Source organism: Microbacterium sp. 2MCAF23 (assembly GCF_052115565.1).
Taxonomy (GTDB): domain Bacteria; phylum Actinomycetota; class Actinomycetes; order Actinomycetales; family Microbacteriaceae; genus Microbacterium.
The window spans coordinates 217,545-236,955 of the sequence record NZ_JBFRGY010000011.1 but is presented as its reverse complement, the minus strand read 5'-3'; the positions used below and the strand labels follow the sequence as shown (position 1 = coordinate 236,955).

Below are 19,411 nucleotides of genomic sequence, written 5' to 3'. Positions count from 1 at the left end.
GGCTCGCGGATCAGGCCTCGTCGCGCAGGCCGGCGCGGATGCGGCGCAGATCCTCGGTGAGGGATCCGATCAGCACCCAATTGCGCGACGAGGGCGGACGAATGTCCAGCGGCGAGGTGAGCGCCGGGATGGCGGAGGTCAGCGCCTCGGGCTCCGGAACCACCTCCGCGAGCTGGACGGCGAGGCGCACGTCGTGGGCCGCGCGGTGCATCTGATCGGCGATCGCGGCGACCGAGGGCTCCGCGGGGAGCGTGTCGTTGTACTGGTCGACGAAGGCGCGGGTCATCCCGATCACCTGCGTCACGATCGGGCCGAGGCGCTCCAGCAGCGCGCGCATCGCGGCGAGCTCCGGGCGATGGCGTGACCCGAGCGGGTTCAGCGTGAGCGACTCCTCCCCGGCGGTGAGCGAGGCGTCGGCGGCGTCCTTCATCGGGCGCAGCAGTCGCGCCTCGAGCATGAGCTCTTGCAGGCGCGCGGGGGTCTGCTCTGCGGTGATCGCATCGGCCAGGCGGTCGAGGGTGGCGGCGAGCTCTCCGCCGAGCAGAGCCAGATCGCGGCGCACCGGGGCGACCAGTACCGGCGGCACCACGACGACGTTCACCACGAAGCCGATCGCCGCGCCGATCAGGGTCTCCAGGATCCGGTCCACGGCGTAGTCGGGGCTCGCCGAACCGAGCGCCAGCACGAGCATCGCCGAGATCGCCACCTGATTCGCGGTGCCTGGGGTCGCCTTGAACGACCACGCCACCACCATCGCCACGACCACGGCCAGCAGCACGACCCAGCTGAGCCCGCCGAGCGCGAGGCTCAGCAGCACTGCGATCACGACGCCCGCGATCACGCCGATGCTGCGCTCCACGGCCTTCGCGAACGACTGGTTCACGCTCGGCTGCACCACGAGCAGGGCGGCGATCGCTGCGAACACGGGCAGGTGCCCCGGCACGAGCCAGCCCGCGATCAGCCAGGCCGCGATGGTCGCCGCTGCCGACTTCGCCACCTGCAGCAGCGGCGCGCGTCGGGCGGCGCGGAGGGCGGCGAGCGGACGCATGGTTCCACGGTAGTCCGCGAGCCTGTGCGCGGCGGGAGGCCGCCCCTCCTTGCCGGTCGCCAGGCATGGCGGTGCGACTCGGATCCGGATCTGAGGTACCCGCGTCGGAAGTTAGGGCATCTGCCCGATGGGGTGAGGGGGCCTTAGCGACGAGCGTATGAGTACCGGAGAAGGAGACATCATGGAACTGAACTACGCGATGAGCTACCGCATCACCACGCTGGAGATCGAGCAGGCCGCGATCCGTGCCGAGCGTGCTCGGATGGCCGCCGAGAACGCGGACATGATCGTGCATCGCGACGGCATCCTGCGCCGGGCGCTGCGTCGCCTGCAGGCCCGCCGCGCCGAGGTCGCGCCGGCCTCCGCAGCCGAGGCGTCTGCGGTCGCCCCCGCCACGCAGGCGGTCGCCCCCGCCCGGGTCGCTGAGCTCGCGCCGGCATCGGACGAGACCCGCGACCGCGAGCTCGTCGGCTGCGTCTCGCACGCCGCATGAGTGCAGTGGCGCCCGAGCCGGCGTCCACCGCCAGGGCATCCGCCCTGTCATCGACAGCGGACGCCCCCGAACGCAAGAGCCTCCCGACGACGGATCCGGCACAGGGTCCGCGGTCGTCGGGAGGCTCTTCGCCGTCTGCCGAGGCCACCGCCGGTTCTGCCGAGAGCGGCGCCCCGCGCGCAGCGGCGCCCGATGTCCGTGGCTGGTGGCACGATGAAGACATGTCCCTCGCCACCACGTCGGCCGCCATGGTCGGACGCGATGCCGAACTCGCGCTCCTCGACGACGCCCTGCGCCGTGCGGGTGCCGGCGAGTCCGCGTCCGTGCTCGTGGGCGGCGAGGCGGGCATCGGCAAGTCCCGGTTGACGGCCGAGTTCCGCCGCCGCGTGGCGGACGAGGCCACGGTGCTGACGGGCTGGTGCCTGGACTACGGCTCCACGCCCGCGCCGTTCGGACCGCTCCCGGCGATCCTCCGTGGCGTGCTCGAGGAGCTGGGGGATCGTGCCGACGAGGCCGCCGGTCCGGGCCGGGACGCGCTGCAACTGCTGCTGCCGGAGCGCGCCACGGGGCCGGTCGACCGCTCAGCGATCCGGCCCGAGGGGCTGCGCGAGACCATCGCGAACCTGCTCGAGGCGGCCGCCGCCATCCGCCCGGTGGTGGTCGTGATCGAAGACCTGCACTGGGCTGACGCCGCCACCCTGTCGATGCTGTCCTTCCTGCTCCGTGCGCTCGCGGGTCGCCCCGTGCTGTTCCTGCTCACCTGCCGCATCGACGAGGTGCGCCGCGGTGGTGAGGTGCGCACATTCCTGGCCGAGGCCGAACGCGCCCGCCTCCTCGATCGGGTCACCCTCGATCGCCTGGACGCGAACGCCGTGCGCGACCTCGTGCAACGTCTGCGCGGGCCGGTGGGCGACGTCGGCTTGGCCAAGCTCATGGAACGCAGCGAGGGCGTGCCGTTCTTCGTCGAGGAGCTGCTCTGCAACGTGCAGGGCCCCATGCCCGACACCCTGCGGGACGTGCTCCTGGCGCGATTCGATGCCCTCGGTGACGACGCCAAGCGCGTGGTGCGGGTCGCGTCGGGATCCGATGGAGCGATCGCGCACGACCTGCTCGCCACGCTCGCCGGCTTCGGTGATGAGCGGCTCGACGAGGCCGTCCGCGAGGCGATGGGTGCGGGCATCATCGGCGTCGCCGACCGGGAGAGCTACGGCTTCCGGCATGCGCTGCTGCGCGAGGCCGTGCACGACGATCTGCTGCCGGGCGAGCGCGCCCGCCTGCACTGGGCCTACGCCGACGCTCTGGAGGCGGCCGGCGCGGCGCCGTCGACTCTCGCGTTCCACTGGCATCGCGCGCACGACTCTCCGCGCGCGCTCGCCGCAGCGGTGACCGCGATGCAGGAGGCGAAGAACAGCTATGCCTTTTCGACCGCGGCGCGGTTCGGGGAACTCGCCCTGGAGCTGTGGGAGCAGGTGCCGGACGCGGCGGAGGTCGCCGGCATCGAACGGATACCGCTGCTCGCCCAGGTCGGATCCATCCTGCGCAACGGCGGCGACGGGGAACGGGCACTCGCCGTCGTCTCGCTCGCACTCGCCGAGATCGACCCTGCGCATGTCGACCGCTCCGTGCACGCGCGGCTGCTGCGAGACAAGGCGCTCTACCTGCAGAATCTCGGCCGCGGCGGATCCGTCGATCTGTTCCTGGAGGCGCTCGCGATCATCGAGTCCGAGCCGGGACAGGAGCGGCTGAGAGCTGCCCTGCTGGGCTATCTCGCGGGGCGCTACCTCATCGGAGCCCGGCTGGAGGAGGCAGTCGCGACCGCCGACGAGGCGTTCCGGATGGCGGAGTCGATCGGCTTCGACAACGTGATGTCCGTCGCCGCGAACCTGCGCGGCTGCAGCCGGATCCACCTCGGTCAGGTCGAGGCCGGCCTCGCCGACTTCCGTCTCTCCTGGGAGCATGCGGCCGATCACGACGCGCAGCTGCGCTACCGGGTCAACTACGCCGACAGTCTGAACATGCTCGGCCGTTTCCGCGAGGCCGTCGAGGTCGCCGAGGCCGGTGTGGCGCACTCCCGGACGCTCGGGGTCGAGCGGTCGACCGGCGCCATCCTCTCGCACAACATGGTCGAGCCCCTGCTCGAGCTCGGCGAGATCGACCGGGTGGAGGAGATCTCCGCACGAGAGCTCGCCGTGCGCACGCTGCAGGTCTTCCGAATGTATTCGACGATGTCGCGCATCAGGGCCCTGGTCTGGCGCGGCGAGATGGACGAGGCCGTCCGCGTGCTCGGCGAATGGCGCTCGATCGCCGAGGGCGTCGCCGCCGTCGAACGGCAGGTCTGGTACTCGCTGCACGATGTCGAGATCCTCATCGCCCTCGGACTCGGCGACTCGGTGCGCGCCGCCGCAGAACTGCGCACGGTCATCGAGGATCCGGGTCAGCGGCTCGCCCTGATGGGGCGGATCCTGCTCGAGGGCGGCCGGGTCGTCGCCGACCTCCGCGCGGACGGACACACCGCGCTCGCCGCATCGACGGCCGAGCTGGTGCGCGCACGCTGGCTGTCCCTGCCCGTCGAACTGCAGCACCCGCATTGGGCCGCCGTGCTCACCGCGCTGCTGGACGCGGATCCGGAACGGCTCGAAGCAGCGTTCCCCGTGGTCGACGGCGAGGACGTACCCGCTGTCTTCCGTCCGCTCGTCCGGCTGGAACGCGCCAGGGCGCTCGTGGCGGAGGGCGACAGAGCAGCCGCGGTCGACGTGGTGACCGAAGCCGCTGCGATCGCGGAGAGCCTGGGGCACGATCGGCTGCGCCGGCGCACCGCGGAGTTCATGGATGCGGCGGGGCTCAACCGCACCGCGGCGCGCGGCGTGCCGTCGGTGGAGAGCATCGAGCTCACGGCACGCGAGCAGCAGGTGCTCGACCTGATCGCCGAGGGGCTCAGCAACCGGCAGATCGGCGAGCGGCTGTTCATCAGCGGAAAGACCGCGAGCGTGCACGTCTCCGCGATCCTGCGCAAGCTCGGCGTCTCCAGCCGCACCGAGGCCGCCGTCGCCCAGCGCGTCCGCTGAAGTCCGGCGTCCCGGCCGAGGGTCGGAAACGCCGACGCGGGGCCGCAGAACAGCGCACCGGTCGTAACCTGGGCGCGAAGGACGGATGATCGTCCAGCGATGGCATGAGCCCGCGAGGAAGGACCCGCATGGCCGAGAACGACGCTTCGAACGTGGACGAGGGCGGACGCACCGCCGCCGCGGAGGAGGTCTACGCGCGGCTGTTCGGGCCGCGAGACACGACCGCGCCGGGTGACGATCCGGAGCTGATGGGGATCCTGCGGGGGTTCATCTTCGGGGACGTGTTCGGCACCGGCGTCATCGACGACCGCGCTCGCGAGCTGATCACGGTCACCGTCCTGGCCTGTCTCCAGGCGCTGCCGCAGCTGAGGGCGCACGTGGGCGCGGCGTTGAACGTCGGAGTGGATCCGGTTCAGGTGCGGGAGGCGATCTATCAGCTGGCCCCGTTCATCGGCTTCCCGTACACGCTCAACGCCGTCGCCGTGGCGAACGACGTGTTCCGCGAGCGCGGGATACCGCTGCCGCTTCCGGATCAGGGGACGGTGGCCGACACCGACCGGACCGCGAAGGGCCGGGAGATCCAGGCACCGCTGTACGGCACGGAGATCGCTGACGACCTCGCCGATCTTCCTGCCCCGTTCGCGGAGGCGCTGCCGCGATTCCTGACCGAGTTCTGCTTCGGCGACTTCTACACGCGTGGCGGCCTGACGCTCGCGCAGCGGGAGTTGCTGGTGCTGTGCGCGCTGACGACGATCGGCGACACGGCCGCGCAACTCGGCCCGCACGCGCGCGTCTGCCTCGAGGTCGGCAACTCCAAGGCCGAGGTCGTCGCCGTGCTCGTGCAGTGCTTCCCCTACATCGGCTTCCCTCGCACGGTCGCCGCCATTCGTGCGGTGAAGAGCCTCTGAGGAGGAGCGGTGGCGATGAGAACGAAGGTCGCACTGGTCACGGGAGCCTCCTCGGGGATCGGCGAGTCCGCCGCGCGTCACCTGAAGGAGGCGGGCTTCACCGTCTACGCCGCCGCGCGGCGCGTGGAGCGGATGGCAGGGCTGCAGGACGCGGGCGTGCACACCATCGCCCTGGACGTCACCGATGACAGGTCTGCGCAGGCCGCGATCGCGCAGATCCTCGCCGAGCAGGGGCACATCGACGTGCTCGTGAACAACGCCGGTTACGGCTCCTACGGTGCGCTCGAGGACGTGCCGCTCACCGAGGCGCAGGCCCAGCTCGACGTGAACGTGCTGGGCTTGGCACGCATGGCGCAGCTGGTGCTGCCGCCGATGCGCGCGCAGCGCAGCGGGACGATCATCAACATCGCCTCGATGGGCGGGAACTTCACGACCCCCCTGGGTGCGTGGTACCACGCCAGCAAGTACGCGGTCGAGGCGCTCAGCGATGCGATGCGTATGGAGCTGGCCCCCTTCGGCATCGACGTCGTCGTCATCGAGCCCGGATCCATCCGCACGGAGTGGGGTGGCATCGCCGCCGCGAAGGTGCTCGAGACGTCCGGCCGAGGTGCGTACCGGAAGCAGGCGGAGCAGGTGGCGGCAGTCCTCGGCCGCACCTCCGTGCCCGGTGCCAGGATGACGTCGTCTCCGAAAGTCGTCGCGCGGGCGATCACGGCGGCGGCGACTTCTCGCGGTCCTCGTGCCCGCTACCGCATCGGCTTCGGCGCGAAGCCTCTCGTGCTGGCGCACCGGATCCTGCCTGCCCGCGTGTTCGACCGGCTCATCCAGCGCGGCATGGGCATCGGCGGCTGAGCGGGCGACAGCACCTCGGTGGTGCCGCGATCTGCTTCTGCTGCGAACGCGCAGGGCATCACGCCAGGCGGGCGATCGCCTCCTCGAACCGTGCGCGGTCCAGGTCGAGCGTCCAGACTGCGACATCGCCCACGAAACGGGAGAACGCCTCTCCGGCGAACGGGCCACGATCGTTCACGTAGCAGCCGAAGGCGTCGATCGCCATGAAGATCCGGATGCAGGAGGCCTCGGCATCGGCGGTCGCGAACTGCCCGGCGGCGACGCCGCTCTCGATCAGCGCCGTGAGCCGGGCCCGGTCGAGCGCCTCTTGCTCCTCGATCGAGTCGAGCAGGTCCTCGCTGAACCTCGACAGATGCCGCGCGTTCAGCCACAGCCGCGCGAGGTCGTCGGCCCGACGGCTCTCGATCCGGTGCACGAGATGCGCGATCTGCTCCAGGGGCGAGCCATCGCCCGGGAACATCGCCTCGCGTTCCCCCTTGATTGCGAGTTCGAACGCGGCGATCACCAGATCCTGGACTGCGGGGAAGTAGTGCCCGATCAGGCCGGGGCGCACGCCGAGCTGCTCAGCCACTCCTCGCAGCGTGACGCGCTCGAGCCCTTCCGTCAGGGCGATCCGCGCTGCCTCGGCGAGGATCTCGGCGCGTCGTTCGCCGGGCGGCTTGCGCACCTGCCGGGCAGGGCCGGAAGAGACTCTTGACACCATGCAAGACAACCTATTGGATTGGTGACCAATAGCACTATTGGTCCTATGCCCAATAGATGAATCCCGATCCATGTTCGAAGGGGAACAGCATGCACACCGACCTCTGCCGTGACGGCGGGACCGTCCGATGAGTGAGACAACGCCCGGAGCGCATCTGCAGAAGAGCCTCGGGCTTCCCTCGGTCGTCGCGTTCGGCCTGGGCTACATGGCCCCGAGCCTGGTGATGGTGATCTTCGGCGTGATCGCGGTCGCCAGCGCCGGCACTTCGGCGACGGTGTTCGGCGTCGCCACCCTTGCGATGCTGCTGACCGCGCTCAGCTACGCGAAGCTGTCGCACCACTATCCGGTGTCCGGATCCGCCTACTTCTACGCGCGGCGCCTGATCGGCTCTCCGATCGGGTTCCTGGTCGGTTGGAGCGTGCTGCTCGACTATCTGTTCCTGCCGATGGTCGCGTGGCTCGTGCAGTCGGTCTATCTGAACGCCCAGTTTCCCGACATCCCGATCTGGATCTGGATGCTGGTCAACGCCGGCCTCACGACCCTGATCAACATCGTGGGCGTGGTGCTCAGCGACCGCGTGAACATGGTGCTCACGGGGGCTGCCGTGTTCCTGGTGCTGCTGTTCGTCGCGTACTGCCTGGTCTTCCTGGTGCACGACCACCCGTCGGACTATGTCGCGCCGATCTGGAACCCGCTCACCACGGTCGGCGGGGTCACTGCAGCCACCGCCATCGCGGCCTACTCCTACCTCGGCTTCGACGCTGTCACGACGCTCTCGGAAGAGACGAAGGACGCGGGCAGGACGATTCCCCGGGCGGTCATCCTGGTCATCCTCATCGGCGGAGTGCTGTTCACCGCGGTCGCCTACGTCATGCAGCTCGTGCACCCGGGCTTCGACTTCGGCAAGCCCGGCGACGAACAGGTGGGCGGCTACATCCTCTCCATCCAGGTCGGCGGGCAGGCCTTCGCCGACTGGACGAATCTGGCGGGGATCGTCGCCGGCTTCGCCTCGGGCCTCGCCGTGCAGCTGAGTTCGAGCCGACTGCTGTACTTCATGGGCCGCGACGGCGTCTTGTCGAAGCGGGTCTTCGGGTGGGTCAGCCCGCGCACCAAGACGCCGATCTGGGCGATCCTGTTCACCGGGCTGATGTGCTTCGTGGGGATGGGGCTGACCACCGACGTCGCCTACTCGTTCATCAACTTCGGAGCCTTCACCGGATTCACCGTCGTGAACATCTGCGTCATCGCGTTCTTCGTGCGCAAGCGGAAGACGCGCAGGCTCAGCGTTCTGGGGTACGTGGTGCTCCCGGCGCTCGGAGCGTCCGTGACCGTCTACCTGCTCACGCAGCTCAGCCCGACCGCGCTCATCATCGGCGGCAGCTGGCTCGCCGCCGGGTTGCTCTGGCTGCTCTGGCTCACCCGAGGGTTCCGCCGGCCGACACCGTCCATGAGCGCCACCGAGTACGGGGAGATCCCCGAAGGCGCTTCGACTCGGCCCGTGAGTGTGGCCGACCTCGCAGAGATCGACGAATAGGAGAGCCCTCGTGCACGCCGACCCTACCCCGAGCCGCGCGACGACCCTTGTCGACACTGGACCGCACCCGGCGCGATACCCCGGCGCGCCGGTGGGCGAGCCGACGATCGACAGCTGGCAGGAGGCCCCGCACAACCGCTGGGTCTTCGCCCACATGAACGAGCTCATGCCGGTCGCGACCGTGTCGCGGCGCGCCGAGAACCCGGGGGCGACCGTGCGCCTCGGGCCCCTGACCGAGCAGCTGCCGGATCTCGTCGCGCGGCTTGAGCAGACCTACACCGACGCGTTCCTCGTGCTCCACGGTGACGAGGTGCTCGCGGAGTACTATCGCGAGGGATTCGCCCCCGACCAGCTGCATCTGTTGATGAGCGTTTCGAAGTCGCTGTGCAGCACGGTGTTCGGGGCGCTGGTGGATGCTGGCGGGATCGACCCGGCCGGCCGGATCACCGCGTATGTGCCCGAGCTGGCAGGCTCCGTCTACGACGGCCCGACCGTGCAGCAGCTGCTCGACATGGAGATCGCGATCGACTACGACGAGGACTACGTCGATCCCGCCTCCGAGGTGCAGGCGCACGACCGCGCCGCGGGCTGGCGCACGCGGCTGCCCGGCGACGCGGCGAGCGACTACGAGTTCCTCACCACCTTGCGAGGCAGCGGATCCGTCGGCGAGTTCCAGTACTGCTCGGCGAACACCGATGTGCTGGCCTGGATCATCGAGAGGGTCAGCGGGCTGCGCTACGCAGACGCGCTGTCCCGGTTCCTCTGGGCCAAGCTGGACGCCGATCACGACGCGACCATCACCGTCGACGCGACCGGTTTCGGCTATGCCAACGGTGGTGTCTCCGCGACTGCTCGAGACCTCGCCCGCGTCGGACGGGTGATGCTCGACGGAGGGGTCGCCCCGCGCGATCGGGTGGTGTCGCAGGACTGGGTCCGCAGCGTGTTCGCCGGCGGCTCCCGCGAGGCGATGACGTACGAGGGTTTCACGAAGACGTTCCCGAACGGGAGCTACACCCGGCAGTGGTGGTGCACCGGCAACGAGCGCGGGAACGTGAGCGGGATCGGGATCCACGGCCAGAGCCTCTGGCTGGACCCGCTCACCGACTCGGTGATCGTCAAGCTCTCCGCGTGGCCGGATCCGGACACCGAGGAGTGGAATGCACTGCAGAGCGAGTTACTTCTCGACGTCAGCCGCGCCCTCGACACGGTTCCGTAGCGGCGGCTCGGGTGGTGGAGTGCGTTCGGGCCGAGTCCTCCGGCTCAGGCCGCCTCGGCCCGCCCCCGGCGCCAGTAGCCCATGAACGCGACCGAGCGGCGGTCGATGCCGAGGCCGCGCACCAGATGACGGCGCAGGGCCGTGATCGTCGACGCCTCCCCGGCCAGCCACGCGTAGCAGGATCCGACGGTGTCCTCCGGAACCTCCCAGAGCACGTCGTCCTCGCTCGGGTCCGCCAGCTCCGCTCCTGCGGCGTTCTCGGGTCCCGCGGGCTGCGGGGCGTGGACCGGGTCCGCGACGTCGGCGGTCGGTGTGCCCCCGGCGACCCGCGATTCGCCCCAGGCGTGCACGGCCGCGCTCAGACGCAGCCCGTGCGCCGCACTGCCGCGGGCCAGCCACCGGACCGCGACGCCGTCCGGGGCGGTGAGCGGCAACGCGTCCGCCTCGGTGGGCACCTCGATGTAGACGGATCCGGTCACGTGCGTGGGCAGTGACTCGACGATCGAACAGATCGCGGGCACCGCGGTCTCATCGCCCGCGATGAGGACGGAGTCGGCGTCACCCGGGTTCCACTCCCGCCCGCCGGTCTCGTCGGCGCGCGCATCAGGGCCGATCACGACCAGCGGTTCCCCTGGGGCGGCGGCCGAGGCCCAGGCGGAAGCGGGGCCCTCCGTGCCGTGCAGCACGAAATCGATGTCGATCTCACGGGATTCCGGTCGCACCGCGCGGATCGTGTAAGTGCGGATCGGATTGCGCTGCTCATCGGGGAGTTCTCGCCATCGGCGATACCACTCCATCATGCCCACCGACTCGTCGAACTGGCCGACGTCGGTGAAGGATCCATCGGGCAGTGGCAGCACGAGCTTGATGCGCTGATCGAGCCCTGCCGTGCCGAAGTGCACGAGATCGGGGCCCGTCAGCGTCATCCGCAGGAAGCTCGGCGACAGCTGCTCGCGGCGGGCGACGGTGGTGCGATAGGTCCGGTACGGGTGGTGTGACACGTTCATCAGGATAGGTTAGGCTCCCCTAACATGACGAATCGGAACTCCTCCGACGCCCTCCCGCAGGCCGGCCTCGAGGCAGAAGGCCTCGCGCTGCACTACGGCCGGACACCTGTCGTGCACGACGTCGCGCTGACGCTCCGACCCGGATCCGTCACGGCGCTCATCGGGCCGAACGGCAGCGGCAAGTCCACGGCGCTGCGGGCCATCGCGCGACTGCATCGGATCCAGGCCGGGTCAGTGCGCATCGACGCCGACGGCGCTCGCCGCGACGCCGCGGCGATGGACGCGAAGGAGTTCGCGCGCACCGTGGCGATGCTGTCGCAGTCGCGGCCGCACCCCTCCGGACTGGAGGTGCGCGATGTCGTTGCCTTCGGGCGGCATCCGCATCGCGGGCGCTTCTCGGGCCTGCGCGACGAGGATCGCACCGCCATCGACCGGGCGCTGGCGCTCACGGGCCTCGACGCGATGGGCGCCCGTCCTGTCGACGAACTCTCTGGAGGGGAGCTGCAGCGCGTCTGGCTGGCCACCGCGCTTGCGCAGACCACGCCGATCCTGCTGCTCGACGAGCCGACCAACCATCTCGACCTGCGCTACCAGATCGAGACGCTCGACCTCATCCGTGACCTCGCCGACGCCGGCACCGCGCTGGGCGTCGTGCTGCACGACCTCGACCACGCCGCCGCGGTCGCCGACCGTGTGGTGCTGCTGCACAACGGCCGCGTGCGCGCCGATGGCACCCCCGCTGAGGTGCTCACCGCCGAGAACCTGTCGGCGGCCTACGGGCTGCGCATCGACACCGCGCTCGACGACGACGGCCGGGTGCGCGTGATCCCGCGCGGCCGGCACGACGCGCGGCGCTCCGCACGCGAGCCGCAGCTGGTCTGACCGCGAGCGGACGCGCCGACGCGCCCCGTCCCGTCGACGCGCCGCGAGCGTCCGTCCACGCCCGACCGCGGCCTGCCGCGACCGGATCCGCCGACCTGACCTCTGCCTTCGAGTACCCGACCGTCCGACCACCCCGAACCACCGACCCTGGAGAACCATGCGCAAGCCCCTCGCCGTCCTCTCACTGCTCGCCGCCAGCACCCTCGCCCTCGCCGGCTGCGGAACGACCTCCGTCGCGGCGCCCACCAGCAGCGCCGCACCCGCCGCGAGCGCCGAGTGCGCCAAGGACTCCACGACCACCGCCACGGGGCCGGTCACTGTGACCGACGCTCTCGGCCGCACCGTGAAGCTCGACAAGCCCGCCGCGCGCGTCGCGGTGCTGGAGTGGCAGCAGGTCGAGGATGCGCTCACCCTGTGCGTGACGCCCGTGGCCGTGGCTGATGCGGCCGGCTACCGGCAGTGGGACAAGGCTGAGACGCTGCCCGAGGGCGTGAAGGACGTGGGAACCCGGCAGGAGCCGAACCTCGATGCGTTGTTCCAGGCCAAGCCGGACCTCGTCATCGTCGAGGCGCAGACCCGCGACGACGCGATCATCGGCCAGCTCGAGAAGTACGGCGTGCCCGTGCTCGTCACGATCGGCGCCGACGCGAAGGATCCGGTGAAGCAGCTGCTCGCGACCTTCGGCCTCATCGCGCAGGCCACCGGCCGCACCGAACGGGCCGAGGCCGTCACGACGGAGATGAAGAACCACCTCGCGGAGGCGAAGAAGACCCTGGCCGCGGCGAAGCCCTCCAGCACCGAGTTCGTGTACTTCGATGGCTGGGTCGACGGCGGCACCGTGTCGCTGCGCCCCTTCGGCACCGGCTCGCTGATCGGCGCGATCGGCGCCGAGCTGGGGCTCACGAACGTGTGGAAGGGCGAGACCGACCCCGCGTACGGGCTCGGCAGCACCGACATCGAGGGCATGACGACGGTCGGATCCGCGACGCTGCTGCACACCGGGACCGATGACCCCGACAACGGCAGCTTCATCACGGCGGCCCAGAAGAACCCGGCCTGGGCCTCGATCCCGGCGGTGAAGGAGAAGCGCATCCACGCGTTCCCGAGCGGCATCTGGACGTTCGGCGGACCGCGCTCGGCCGAGAAGATCGCCGACGCGTACGTCGCCGCGTTCGGCAAGTGAGCCGACGGCGGTGAGCTCGATGCGGGTGGACGAGCAGGATCCTGCGAGGCCGGTTGCGCGCGGGGCGGCGGAACCGACGGCCGAGGCGGGCACGGATGTGCGGGCGATGACCGGAGAAGCGGGCGCGAGCCCCGCGTCCGCCGTCTGCGCCCGCCTCGGCGCCGTCGGCGTGCTGGTCCTGCTCGCCCTCGCCCTCGTCGCCGCCGCGGGCTGGCACCTCACCCAGGGCACGAGCGGGGCCGTCTGGGCGAACCCCGACATCCTGCTCGGTGCGCGCCTGCCGCGGCTCGCCGCGGGCGTCGCCGTCGGCGTCGCGCTCGGCATGGCCGGCCTGCTCATGCAGTCGCTGGCGCGCAACGCCCTGGCCTCGCCCGACACGCTCGGCGTGACGGCGGGTTCGTATCTCGCCGTCACCGCGGTCGCCGCGTTCGGGATCTCGGTCCCGTTCTGGGCATCGGGGATCGTCGCGTTCGCCGGCGGACTCGTCGCGGCCGTGATCGTGCTGGGACTCGCGGGGGGCGCCGGATCCTCGACGACCCGGCTCGTGCTGGCCGGATCCGCGCTGGCCCTCGCGTTCCAGGCCGCGACCTCGGCGCTGCTGATCCTGTTCAGCGAGCAGACCAAGGGGCTGCTGGCTTGGGGGAGCGGCAGCCTCTCGCAGCTCGGGCTCGAGGCCTTCCTGCGCGCGGCGCCGGTCGTCGTGGTCGCCGGCCTGTTGGCGCTGCTCCTCGCCCGCCGCCTCGACGTGCTCGCCCTCGGCGACGATCTGGCCGCGTCCCTCGGCGTGCGGATCCGCTCCACGCGCCTCGTGGGGATCCTGCTCTCGGTGCTGCTGACCGCGACCGCCGTCACCCTTGCCGGTCCGCTCGGCTTCGTCGGACTGTGCGCGCCCGTGCTCGCACGCCTGCTCGTGCGGATCGTGCCGGGTCTCGGCCGTCATGCCCTGCTGCTGCCCGCCTCCGGTCTCATCGGCGCGCTCGTGGTGATCCTCGCCGACGCCTTGCTGCGGCTGATCATCGGCGCCGAGGGTGCGATCGCGGTGCCCACGGGCGTGGCGACCACCGTGCTCGGATCCGTCGTGCTCGTGGTGATGGCGCGGCGGCTGCGCGACTCCGGACCCACGCGGCGGCCGCCGTCGATCCGGTTCGGCGTGCGAGGGCCGCTGCGCTTCCGACTCGTGCTCGCGATCGCGGCCGTGCTGGTGGTCGCGGTCGTGATCGCCGGCCTGCTGCTGGGCGCGACGCCGCTGCTCACCGGCGACCTGCTGCTCTGGCTGCAGGGGCAGGCGCCGCCGCAGATCGCGTTCGCGCTGGACGAGCGTGCGCCTCGGGTGATCGCCGCGGTCACGGCGGGCGCGGCCCTCGCGCTCGCCGGGTGCCTCACCCAGGCGGTGAGCCGCAACCCGCTCGCCGATCCGGGGCTGCTCGGCATCACCGGAGGCGCCGGGCTCGGAGCCGTGCTCGTGGTGACCAGCGCAGCGGCCTCGACGTTCGGCATGCTCGTGGCCGCGGTGGTCGGCGCGATCACGGCGTTCGCCCTCGTCTACCTGTTGTCGTGGCGCGGCGGGCTCAGCGCGGACCGGTTCATCCTCATCGGGATCGGCGTCTCTTCGGCCGCGGTCGCGCTCACCTCGTTCGTGCTGCTGCGCGCAAGCCCCTTCGACACCCCGAAGATCTACACCTGGCTGAGCGGCACGACCTATGGCCGGATCTGGGAGCAGGTCGTGCCGCTGGCCGTGGTGCTGCTGATCGCGCTGCCCGTGGTGCTGCTGCGCGGCCGGGAGCTGGATCTGCTCGCCCTCGACGAGGACACCCCGCGCGTACTGGGCGTGAAGCTCGAGCGGTCGCGCCTGCTGATTCTCGCGGTGGCCGCGCTGCTCGCGGCGTTCAGCGTGGTGGCGGTCGGCGTGATCGGCTTCGTCGGCCTCGTCGCCCCGCATGCCGCCCGCGCCCTGGTCGGTGCGCGGCATGCGCGTGTGGTGCCGGTTGCGGTGCTGCTCGGGGCGGTGCTGGTGGGCCTCGCCGATGCCGTGGGGCGCACGGTCATCGCGCCCGCGCAGCTGCCCGCGGGGCTCGTGGTCGCCGTGCTCGGCGCGCCGTACTTCGTCTGGCTGCTCTGGCGCTCCCGCGACGTGTGAGCCCGGCGATCGTCGGGTGCGCGCTCGGCGGTGCCGGTGCTCACTCAGGAACCGGGGGGAGGCTCGCGTCCGCTCAGGACCCGGGGGAGGCTCCCCGCCGCTCAGGACCCGGGGGGAGGTTCACCTCCGCTCAGGTCGCAGAAACTGCTCCGATGGAGGCCCCTTCACAGCAGATAGTGCGACCTGAGCGCCGGGAGTGCGACCTGAGCGCCGGGAGTGCGACCTGAGCGGCGGGCGGCACGACCTGACCGGGCGACACGACCTGAGCGGGCGGCACGACGCTGCGACTCAGCCCGCGGCGTCGGCCTCGAGCAGCGCCATCGCGGCGTTGTGCCCGCCGACGCCCGAGACCGCGCCGCCGCGGACCGCACCGGATCCGCACAACAGCACGTCCGTGAAGCGAGTCGCCACGCCCCAGCGCTGGGCGGGGGTGCCGAGCTCGGCGCCGTCCTCGGCCCAGGGCCAGGACAGCGGCCCGTGGAAGATGTTGCCCCCCGGCATCGCGAGCGCCTCCTCCAGGTCGCGCGTCGTCTTGACCTCGATGCACGGCGCCCCCGCCGCATCGACGGCGATGACGTCCTCGATCGGCTCGGCCAGGACCGAGTTCAGCGAGGCGAGCACGGCGGTGCGGATCCGCTCCCGCAGCTCGTCGTTGCCGATCCGGTCGACGAGGCGGTCCGGCACGTGCAGGCCGAACAGGGTGAGCGTCTGCGCGGGGGTGTCGCGGAGCGACTCGCCCAGGATCGTCCGGTCGCTCAGCGTGTGGCAGTAGATCTCGCAGGGCATCGGATCCGGCAGTTCGCCCGCCTTCGCGCGGTCGAAGGCGGCCTGCAGCTGCACGCCGAGCTCGTTGATGTGGAAGGTGCCCGCGAACGCCGCCTCGGGCGCGACGGTCTCGTCGCGCAGCTTCGGCAGGCGGGTGAGGAACAGGTTCACCTTCGCCTGCGCGCCCTCGGGACGGGCCACGGCCGTAGGGTCCCCGGCGTCGCCGAGCAGCCGCTCGAGCACCGCGGGCGCGACGTTCGACAGGATCGTCCGCGCGGTGACCGTGCGCAGCTCACCGCCGTGGCGGTACTGCACCGTGGCCACGTCCGTCGCCGCGTCCGTGGCCGTGCCCGCGAAGGCGCCGGCACCGGCCGGGGTCACCGACAGCACCTCGGCCTCGGTGAGCACGGTCGCGCCGGCGACCGAGGCCGCTCGGGCGATCTCGCCCGAGACCGCGCCCATGCCGCCGACCGGCACGTCCCAGTCGCCGGTGCCGCCGCCGATCACGTGGTACAGGAAGCAGCGGTTCGCGTCGAGCGCCGGATCGTCGAGGCTGGTGAACGTCCCGATCAACCCGTCTGTCGCGACGACGCCGCGCACCAGGTCGCTGCGGAACCGCGCGTCGATCGTGTCGCCGAGCGGACGCTCGATGAACGCGTCCCACACCTCGTCCTCGCCGAGACGTGCCTTCGCTTCGGCACGTGTCGGCAGCGGCTCAGTCAGGGTCGGGAACAGCGCCTCCGCGATCCGCCGCGTCTCGTCGTAGAGCTCGTCCCAGGCCGCCACATCCTCGGGACCGACCCCGGCCCGCGCGAAATCGGCGCGGGCGCCCTCGGCATCGGCGGCGCGGTCGACGAGCAGGCCGCGGGTCGGGTCGAGCGGATCCGGAGTGTACGACGAGTACCGGCGGCGGACGAGGCTGATGTCCAGCCCGAGGTCGTCGATGATCCGCTGCGGCAGCAGGCTGACCAGGTACGCGTAGCGGGACAGTCGGGCGTCGACGCCCTCGAACGCCTGGGCGGACACCGCCGCACCGCCGACATGGTCGTCGCGTTCGAGCACGAGCACGCTGCGGCCTGCCTTGGCGAGATATGCCGCGGCGGTCAGTCCGTTGTGGCCCGCTCCGACGATGACGGCGTCGTAGTCGGGGGTCTTCTCGTCAGGCATCCAGATCCTCGTTCGTCGCGCGCTGATTCTCGGATCCGGTTCACTCCGTCGTGGCTGCACCGGGCACGGCGACGACGGGGACCGGCGCATAGCGGATGATCTTGGCCGCACTCGATCCCAGGAACACGCGGGCGATCGGGTGCGTCGATGAGGAGCCGATGGCGAGGATGTCGCCCTCCTCCCAGTCGAGCCGACGGATCGCGCGGGCCCAGTCGGATCCCTCGGCGATGGTGAACACGAGCGTGTCGTCGTCGAAGCCCTGCGAGCGCAGGAACCCCTCCGCCTCGTGCTGCGCGTTGCCCGCCTGCATCCGCCACAGATCGATCACCTGGGTCTCGGCGTGCCCCATCCGCGACGTGACGGGACGGCGGGGCGGAGCGACCACGAAGGTCACGACGCGCAGCCGCGCCCCCGTGCGCCGACAGATCTCCGCGACGCCGGTGAGCAGCGACCAGCTCGCGTCGTCGTCGCGGAACGCCACCGTGACGCGGGTCACGCCGCTGTCGGTGCGGTAGCCCCGGGGCGCGATGGCCACGGGGACCGGCGACGAGTGCACGAGCCGGTCCGTCTTCGAACTGAGCCTGATGCGGCCGGGCTCGGCGTCGCCGCTCGAGCCGACCACGAGCATCCGCGCCTCATGCTCCATCGCCTGCTCGACGAGGGCCTGCGGCACCGAGCGCCCGCTCACCCAGACCGCCGTGCCGTCGACGCCGGGGTGCTGGGCCAGGTCGGCGCGCGCCTCCTCGGCGGTGATCTCGCCCTCGCTCGCCGCCCAGTCCTCGAACTCCCGGTCAGTTCCGCCGGCGAGCGGGGTGCCCCAGCCCTGCGGGACGACGGACACGGCGCGGACCGGCTGGGGCTCGGAGCGGGCGAACTGGCAGGCGAGTTCGATGGCGGAACGGTCGTTGTTGTGGGGGCCGTAGCCGACGAGGTACATCACTTGGCCTGGTCTTCGAGCTCGGGATGGATGGGTTCGGAGATCTCCTCGTCGGACGTGTAGGTGTTCAGCGTCGCCCTGCGACGCCCGTAGGCGACGTAGAACAGGAACACGATCACGAGCCAGCTCACGCAGATGATCCAGGTGATGGGCTGCAGCTGGGTCAGCACGTACATGCACACCAGGACAGTGAGGATCGGCACGACCCACGGGCCGAACGGCACCTTGTACGGCCGCTCGATCTCGGGATGGGTGCGGCGCAGGACCATCAGGGAGATCGCGACGATGCTGAACGCGACCAGCGTGCCGAAGGAGACGCTGTCCCACAGATAGTCGGCCGGCACGAACCCGGCGACGAGGGCGACGATGATCGACACCGTGAGGGTGTTGAAGACGGGGGTTCCGAACCTCGGGCTGACGCGCTCGAACTTCTTCGAGACCATGCCGTCACGCGAGATCGAGAACAGGATGCGGGTCTGCCCGTAGAGGGTGACCAGGGTCACCGAGAACACGGAGATCACCGCACCCGCGGACAGGACGATCGGCCAGACCGGGCTCCCGGTCACATGCAGCAGGATCTTCGCCAAGCCCGCTTCACCGGCCTCCTTCGTCGCGAACCAGCTGGCGGGCTCGGCGGCGAGGCCCGCGACGGAGACCAGGACGTAGATCACGGTGACGATCAGCAGCGCGCCGATGATCGCGCGGGGGATCGCCTTCTGCGGGTTGCGCACCTCCTCAGACGCAGTGGCGACCGCATCGAGTCCGATGTACGAGAAGAAGATCACGCCCGCCGCACCGCTGATCCCGGACGCCTGCCCGAAGAAGTTCGCGAAGTGGTCGGCGTTGAACGCCGTGAACGCGAGCACCACGAACAGCAGCAGCACGCCGAGCTTGACGCACACCATGATCGCGTTCACGGTCGCGGACTCCGACGCGCCGCGGATCAGCAGCAGCATGCACAGACCGATCAGCACCACGGCGGGCAGGTTGATGAACCCGCCGTTCGGGGATCCGTCCGGGTTCGGGATGAACGTCAGCGACAGCGCCGTCGGCAGTTCGAAGTGGAACAGCTGCAGCAGCAGCTCGTTGAAGTACCCGCTCCATCCGACGGCGACGGCCGAGACGGCGAGGCCGTACTCGAGCAGCACCGCACCGCCGACCAGGACCGCCGGCCCCTCGCCCAGCGCGTGATACGTGTACGAGTAGCTCGACCCGCTGACAGGGATCGCCGACGCGAGCTCGGCGTAGCACAGCGCCGACAGCCCCGCGGCGACCGCCGCGAGCAGGAAGGAGAGGATGACCGCCGGTCCCGCCAGGGGGACCGCGCTGCTGAGGACGAAGAAGACACCGGTGCCGACGGTGGCGCCGACGCCGAACATCATCAGCTGGAACGTCCCCAGATTGCGGGACAGCTCCTCGCCCTGATGGTGCCGGCGCTGAAAGATGATCGGCTTGCGACGCACGAGCTGTCGGCCGAAAGACGTCGGGGTGTGATTGCTGGACATATGGCTCCC

The 19,411-nt window shown here is 71.0% G+C and carries 15 protein-coding genes; 9 read left to right on the top strand and 6 right to left on the bottom strand.

Annotated elements, in window-relative coordinates:
* Positions 1–10 precede the first annotated feature (10 nt).
* A complete protein-coding gene (locus AB4078_RS12835) occupies positions 11–1,048 on the bottom strand; it encodes an FUSC family protein (protein ID WP_441977451.1) in 1,038 nt (345 codons plus the stop codon).
* Between the two features lie 181 nt (positions 1,049–1,229).
* Between AB4078_RS12835 and AB4078_RS12830 the strand changes: the two genes are divergently transcribed.
* The 4 genes from AB4078_RS12830 (at position 1,230) to AB4078_RS12815 (ending at position 6,366) form a co-directional block, all read left to right on the top strand.
* Positions 1,230–1,541, top strand: coding sequence for a hypothetical protein (locus AB4078_RS12830; RefSeq protein WP_441977450.1), 312 nt, complete (start codon positions 1,230–1,232; stop codon positions 1,539–1,541).
* Positions 1,542–1,762: 221 nt separating this feature from the next.
* Positions 1,763–4,606 (top strand): helix-turn-helix transcriptional regulator, encoded by a 2,844-nt coding sequence (locus AB4078_RS12825; protein WP_441977449.1) that lies wholly within the window; start codon positions 1,763–1,765, stop codon positions 4,604–4,606.
* A 128-nt stretch (positions 4,607–4,734) separates the two neighbouring features.
* Positions 4,735–5,514, top strand: a complete 780-nt coding sequence (locus tag AB4078_RS12820) for a carboxymuconolactone decarboxylase family protein (protein ID WP_441977448.1) — start codon at positions 4,735–4,737, stop codon at positions 5,512–5,514.
* A gap of 15 nt (positions 5,515–5,529) precedes the next feature.
* A complete protein-coding gene (locus AB4078_RS12815) occupies positions 5,530–6,366 on the top strand; it encodes an oxidoreductase (protein ID WP_441977544.1) in 837 nt (278 codons plus the stop codon).
* Positions 6,367–6,424: 58 nt separating this feature from the next.
* On the opposite strand, the gene AB4078_RS12810 is transcribed toward AB4078_RS12815, so the two are convergent.
* Positions 6,425–7,069, bottom strand: a complete 645-nt coding sequence (locus AB4078_RS12810; protein ID WP_441977447.1) for a TetR family transcriptional regulator — start codon at positions 7,067–7,069, stop codon at positions 6,425–6,427.
* Positions 7,070–7,196: 127 nt separating this feature from the next.
* Here AB4078_RS12810 and AB4078_RS12805 point away from each other — a divergent pair, with 127 nt between their 5' ends.
* Together AB4078_RS12805 and AB4078_RS12800 are read left to right on the top strand one after the other, a co-directional pair.
* Complete coding sequence (locus AB4078_RS12805) at positions 7,197–8,603, top strand: APC family permease (protein ID WP_441977446.1); 1,407 nt, start codon at positions 7,197–7,199, stop codon at positions 8,601–8,603.
* A gap of 10 nt (positions 8,604–8,613) precedes the next feature.
* Positions 8,614–9,819: a serine hydrolase domain-containing protein gene (locus tag AB4078_RS12800; RefSeq protein ID WP_441977445.1), complete on the top strand. Its 1,206-nt coding sequence runs from the start codon at positions 8,614–8,616 to the stop codon at positions 9,817–9,819.
* 44 nt (positions 9,820–9,863) lie between these two features.
* Here the strand turns inward: AB4078_RS12800 and AB4078_RS12795 are convergent, their stop codons facing one another.
* A complete protein-coding gene (locus tag AB4078_RS12795) occupies positions 9,864–10,826 on the bottom strand; it encodes a siderophore-interacting protein (RefSeq protein ID WP_441977444.1) in 963 nt (320 codons plus the stop codon).
* 24 nt (positions 10,827–10,850) lie between these two features.
* On the opposite strand from AB4078_RS12795, the gene AB4078_RS12790 reads away from it, so the two are divergent.
* The 3 genes from AB4078_RS12790 (at position 10,851) to AB4078_RS12780 (ending at position 15,028) form a co-directional block, all read left to right on the top strand.
* Complete coding sequence (locus AB4078_RS12790; protein WP_441977443.1) at positions 10,851–11,708, top strand: ABC transporter ATP-binding protein; 858 nt, start codon at positions 10,851–10,853, stop codon at positions 11,706–11,708.
* 157 nt (positions 11,709–11,865) lie between these two features.
* Positions 11,866–12,891 carry an ABC transporter substrate-binding protein gene (locus AB4078_RS12785; protein WP_441977442.1) on the top strand — a complete coding sequence of 342 codons (1,026 nt, stop codon included), beginning with the start codon at positions 11,866–11,868 and terminating at the stop codon, positions 12,889–12,891.
* 106 nt (positions 12,892–12,997) lie between these two features.
* Entirely contained in the window at positions 12,998–15,028 is a 2,031-nt protein-coding gene (locus AB4078_RS12780) for an iron ABC transporter permease (protein WP_441977441.1), read from the top strand.
* Between the two features lie 288 nt (positions 15,029–15,316).
* Here AB4078_RS12780 and AB4078_RS12775 read toward each other — a convergent pair whose 3' ends face one another.
* Genes AB4078_RS12775 through AB4078_RS12765 form a run of 3 tightly spaced genes read right to left on the bottom strand, consistent with a single transcriptional unit; the run spans position 15,317 to position 19,402 of the window.
* A complete protein-coding gene (locus tag AB4078_RS12775) occupies positions 15,317–16,960 on the bottom strand; it encodes a phytoene desaturase family protein (RefSeq protein ID WP_441977440.1) in 1,644 nt (547 codons plus the stop codon).
* A 40-nt stretch (positions 16,961–17,000) separates the two neighbouring features.
* A complete protein-coding gene (locus tag AB4078_RS12770; protein ID WP_441977543.1) occupies positions 17,001–17,897 on the bottom strand; it encodes a universal stress protein in 897 nt (298 codons plus the stop codon).
* Positions 17,897–19,402: an APC family permease gene (locus AB4078_RS12765; protein WP_441977439.1), complete on the bottom strand. Its 1,506-nt coding sequence runs from the start codon at positions 19,400–19,402 to the stop codon at positions 17,897–17,899. Before AB4078_RS12765 ends, AB4078_RS12770 begins: the two co-directional genes overlap by 1 nt.
* Positions 19,403–19,411: the final 9 nt, after the last annotated feature.

Excerpts from the sequence above, each read along its gene's own strand:
- AB4078_RS12835 (WP_441977451.1), bottom strand. The coding sequence starts at position 1,048 with ATGCGTCCGCTCGCCGCCCTCCGCGCCGCCCGACGCGCGCCGCTGCTG.
- AB4078_RS12830 (WP_441977450.1), top strand. The coding sequence starts at position 1,230 with ATGGAACTGAACTACGCGATGAGCTACCGCATCACCACGCTGGAGATC.
- AB4078_RS12825 (WP_441977449.1), top strand. The coding sequence starts at position 1,763 with ATGTCCCTCGCCACCACGTCGGCCGCCATGGTCGGACGCGATGCCGAA.
- AB4078_RS12820 (WP_441977448.1), top strand. The coding sequence starts at position 4,735 with ATGGCCGAGAACGACGCTTCGAACGTGGACGAGGGCGGACGCACCGCC.
- AB4078_RS12815 (WP_441977544.1), top strand. The coding sequence starts at position 5,530 with ATGAGAACGAAGGTCGCACTGGTCACGGGAGCCTCCTCGGGGATCGGC.
- AB4078_RS12810 (WP_441977447.1), bottom strand. The coding sequence starts at position 7,069 with ATGGTGTCAAGAGTCTCTTCCGGCCCTGCCCGGCAGGTGCGCAAGCCG.
- AB4078_RS12805 (WP_441977446.1), top strand. The coding sequence starts at position 7,197 with ATGAGTGAGACAACGCCCGGAGCGCATCTGCAGAAGAGCCTCGGGCTT.
- AB4078_RS12795 (WP_441977444.1), bottom strand. The coding sequence starts at position 10,826 with ATGAACGTGTCACACCACCCGTACCGGACCTATCGCACCACCGTCGCC.
- AB4078_RS12790 (WP_441977443.1), top strand. The coding sequence starts at position 10,851 with ATGACGAATCGGAACTCCTCCGACGCCCTCCCGCAGGCCGGCCTCGAG.
- AB4078_RS12785 (WP_441977442.1), top strand. The coding sequence starts at position 11,866 with ATGCGCAAGCCCCTCGCCGTCCTCTCACTGCTCGCCGCCAGCACCCTC.
- AB4078_RS12780 (WP_441977441.1), top strand. The coding sequence starts at position 12,998 with ATGACCGGAGAAGCGGGCGCGAGCCCCGCGTCCGCCGTCTGCGCCCGC.
- AB4078_RS12775 (WP_441977440.1), bottom strand. The coding sequence starts at position 16,960 with ATGCCTGACGAGAAGACCCCCGACTACGACGCCGTCATCGTCGGAGCG.
- AB4078_RS12770 (WP_441977543.1), bottom strand. The coding sequence starts at position 17,897 with ATGTACCTCGTCGGCTACGGCCCCCACAACAACGACCGTTCCGCCATC.
- AB4078_RS12765 (WP_441977439.1), bottom strand. The coding sequence starts at position 19,402 with ATGTCCAGCAATCACACCCCGACGTCTTTCGGCCGACAGCTCGTGCGT.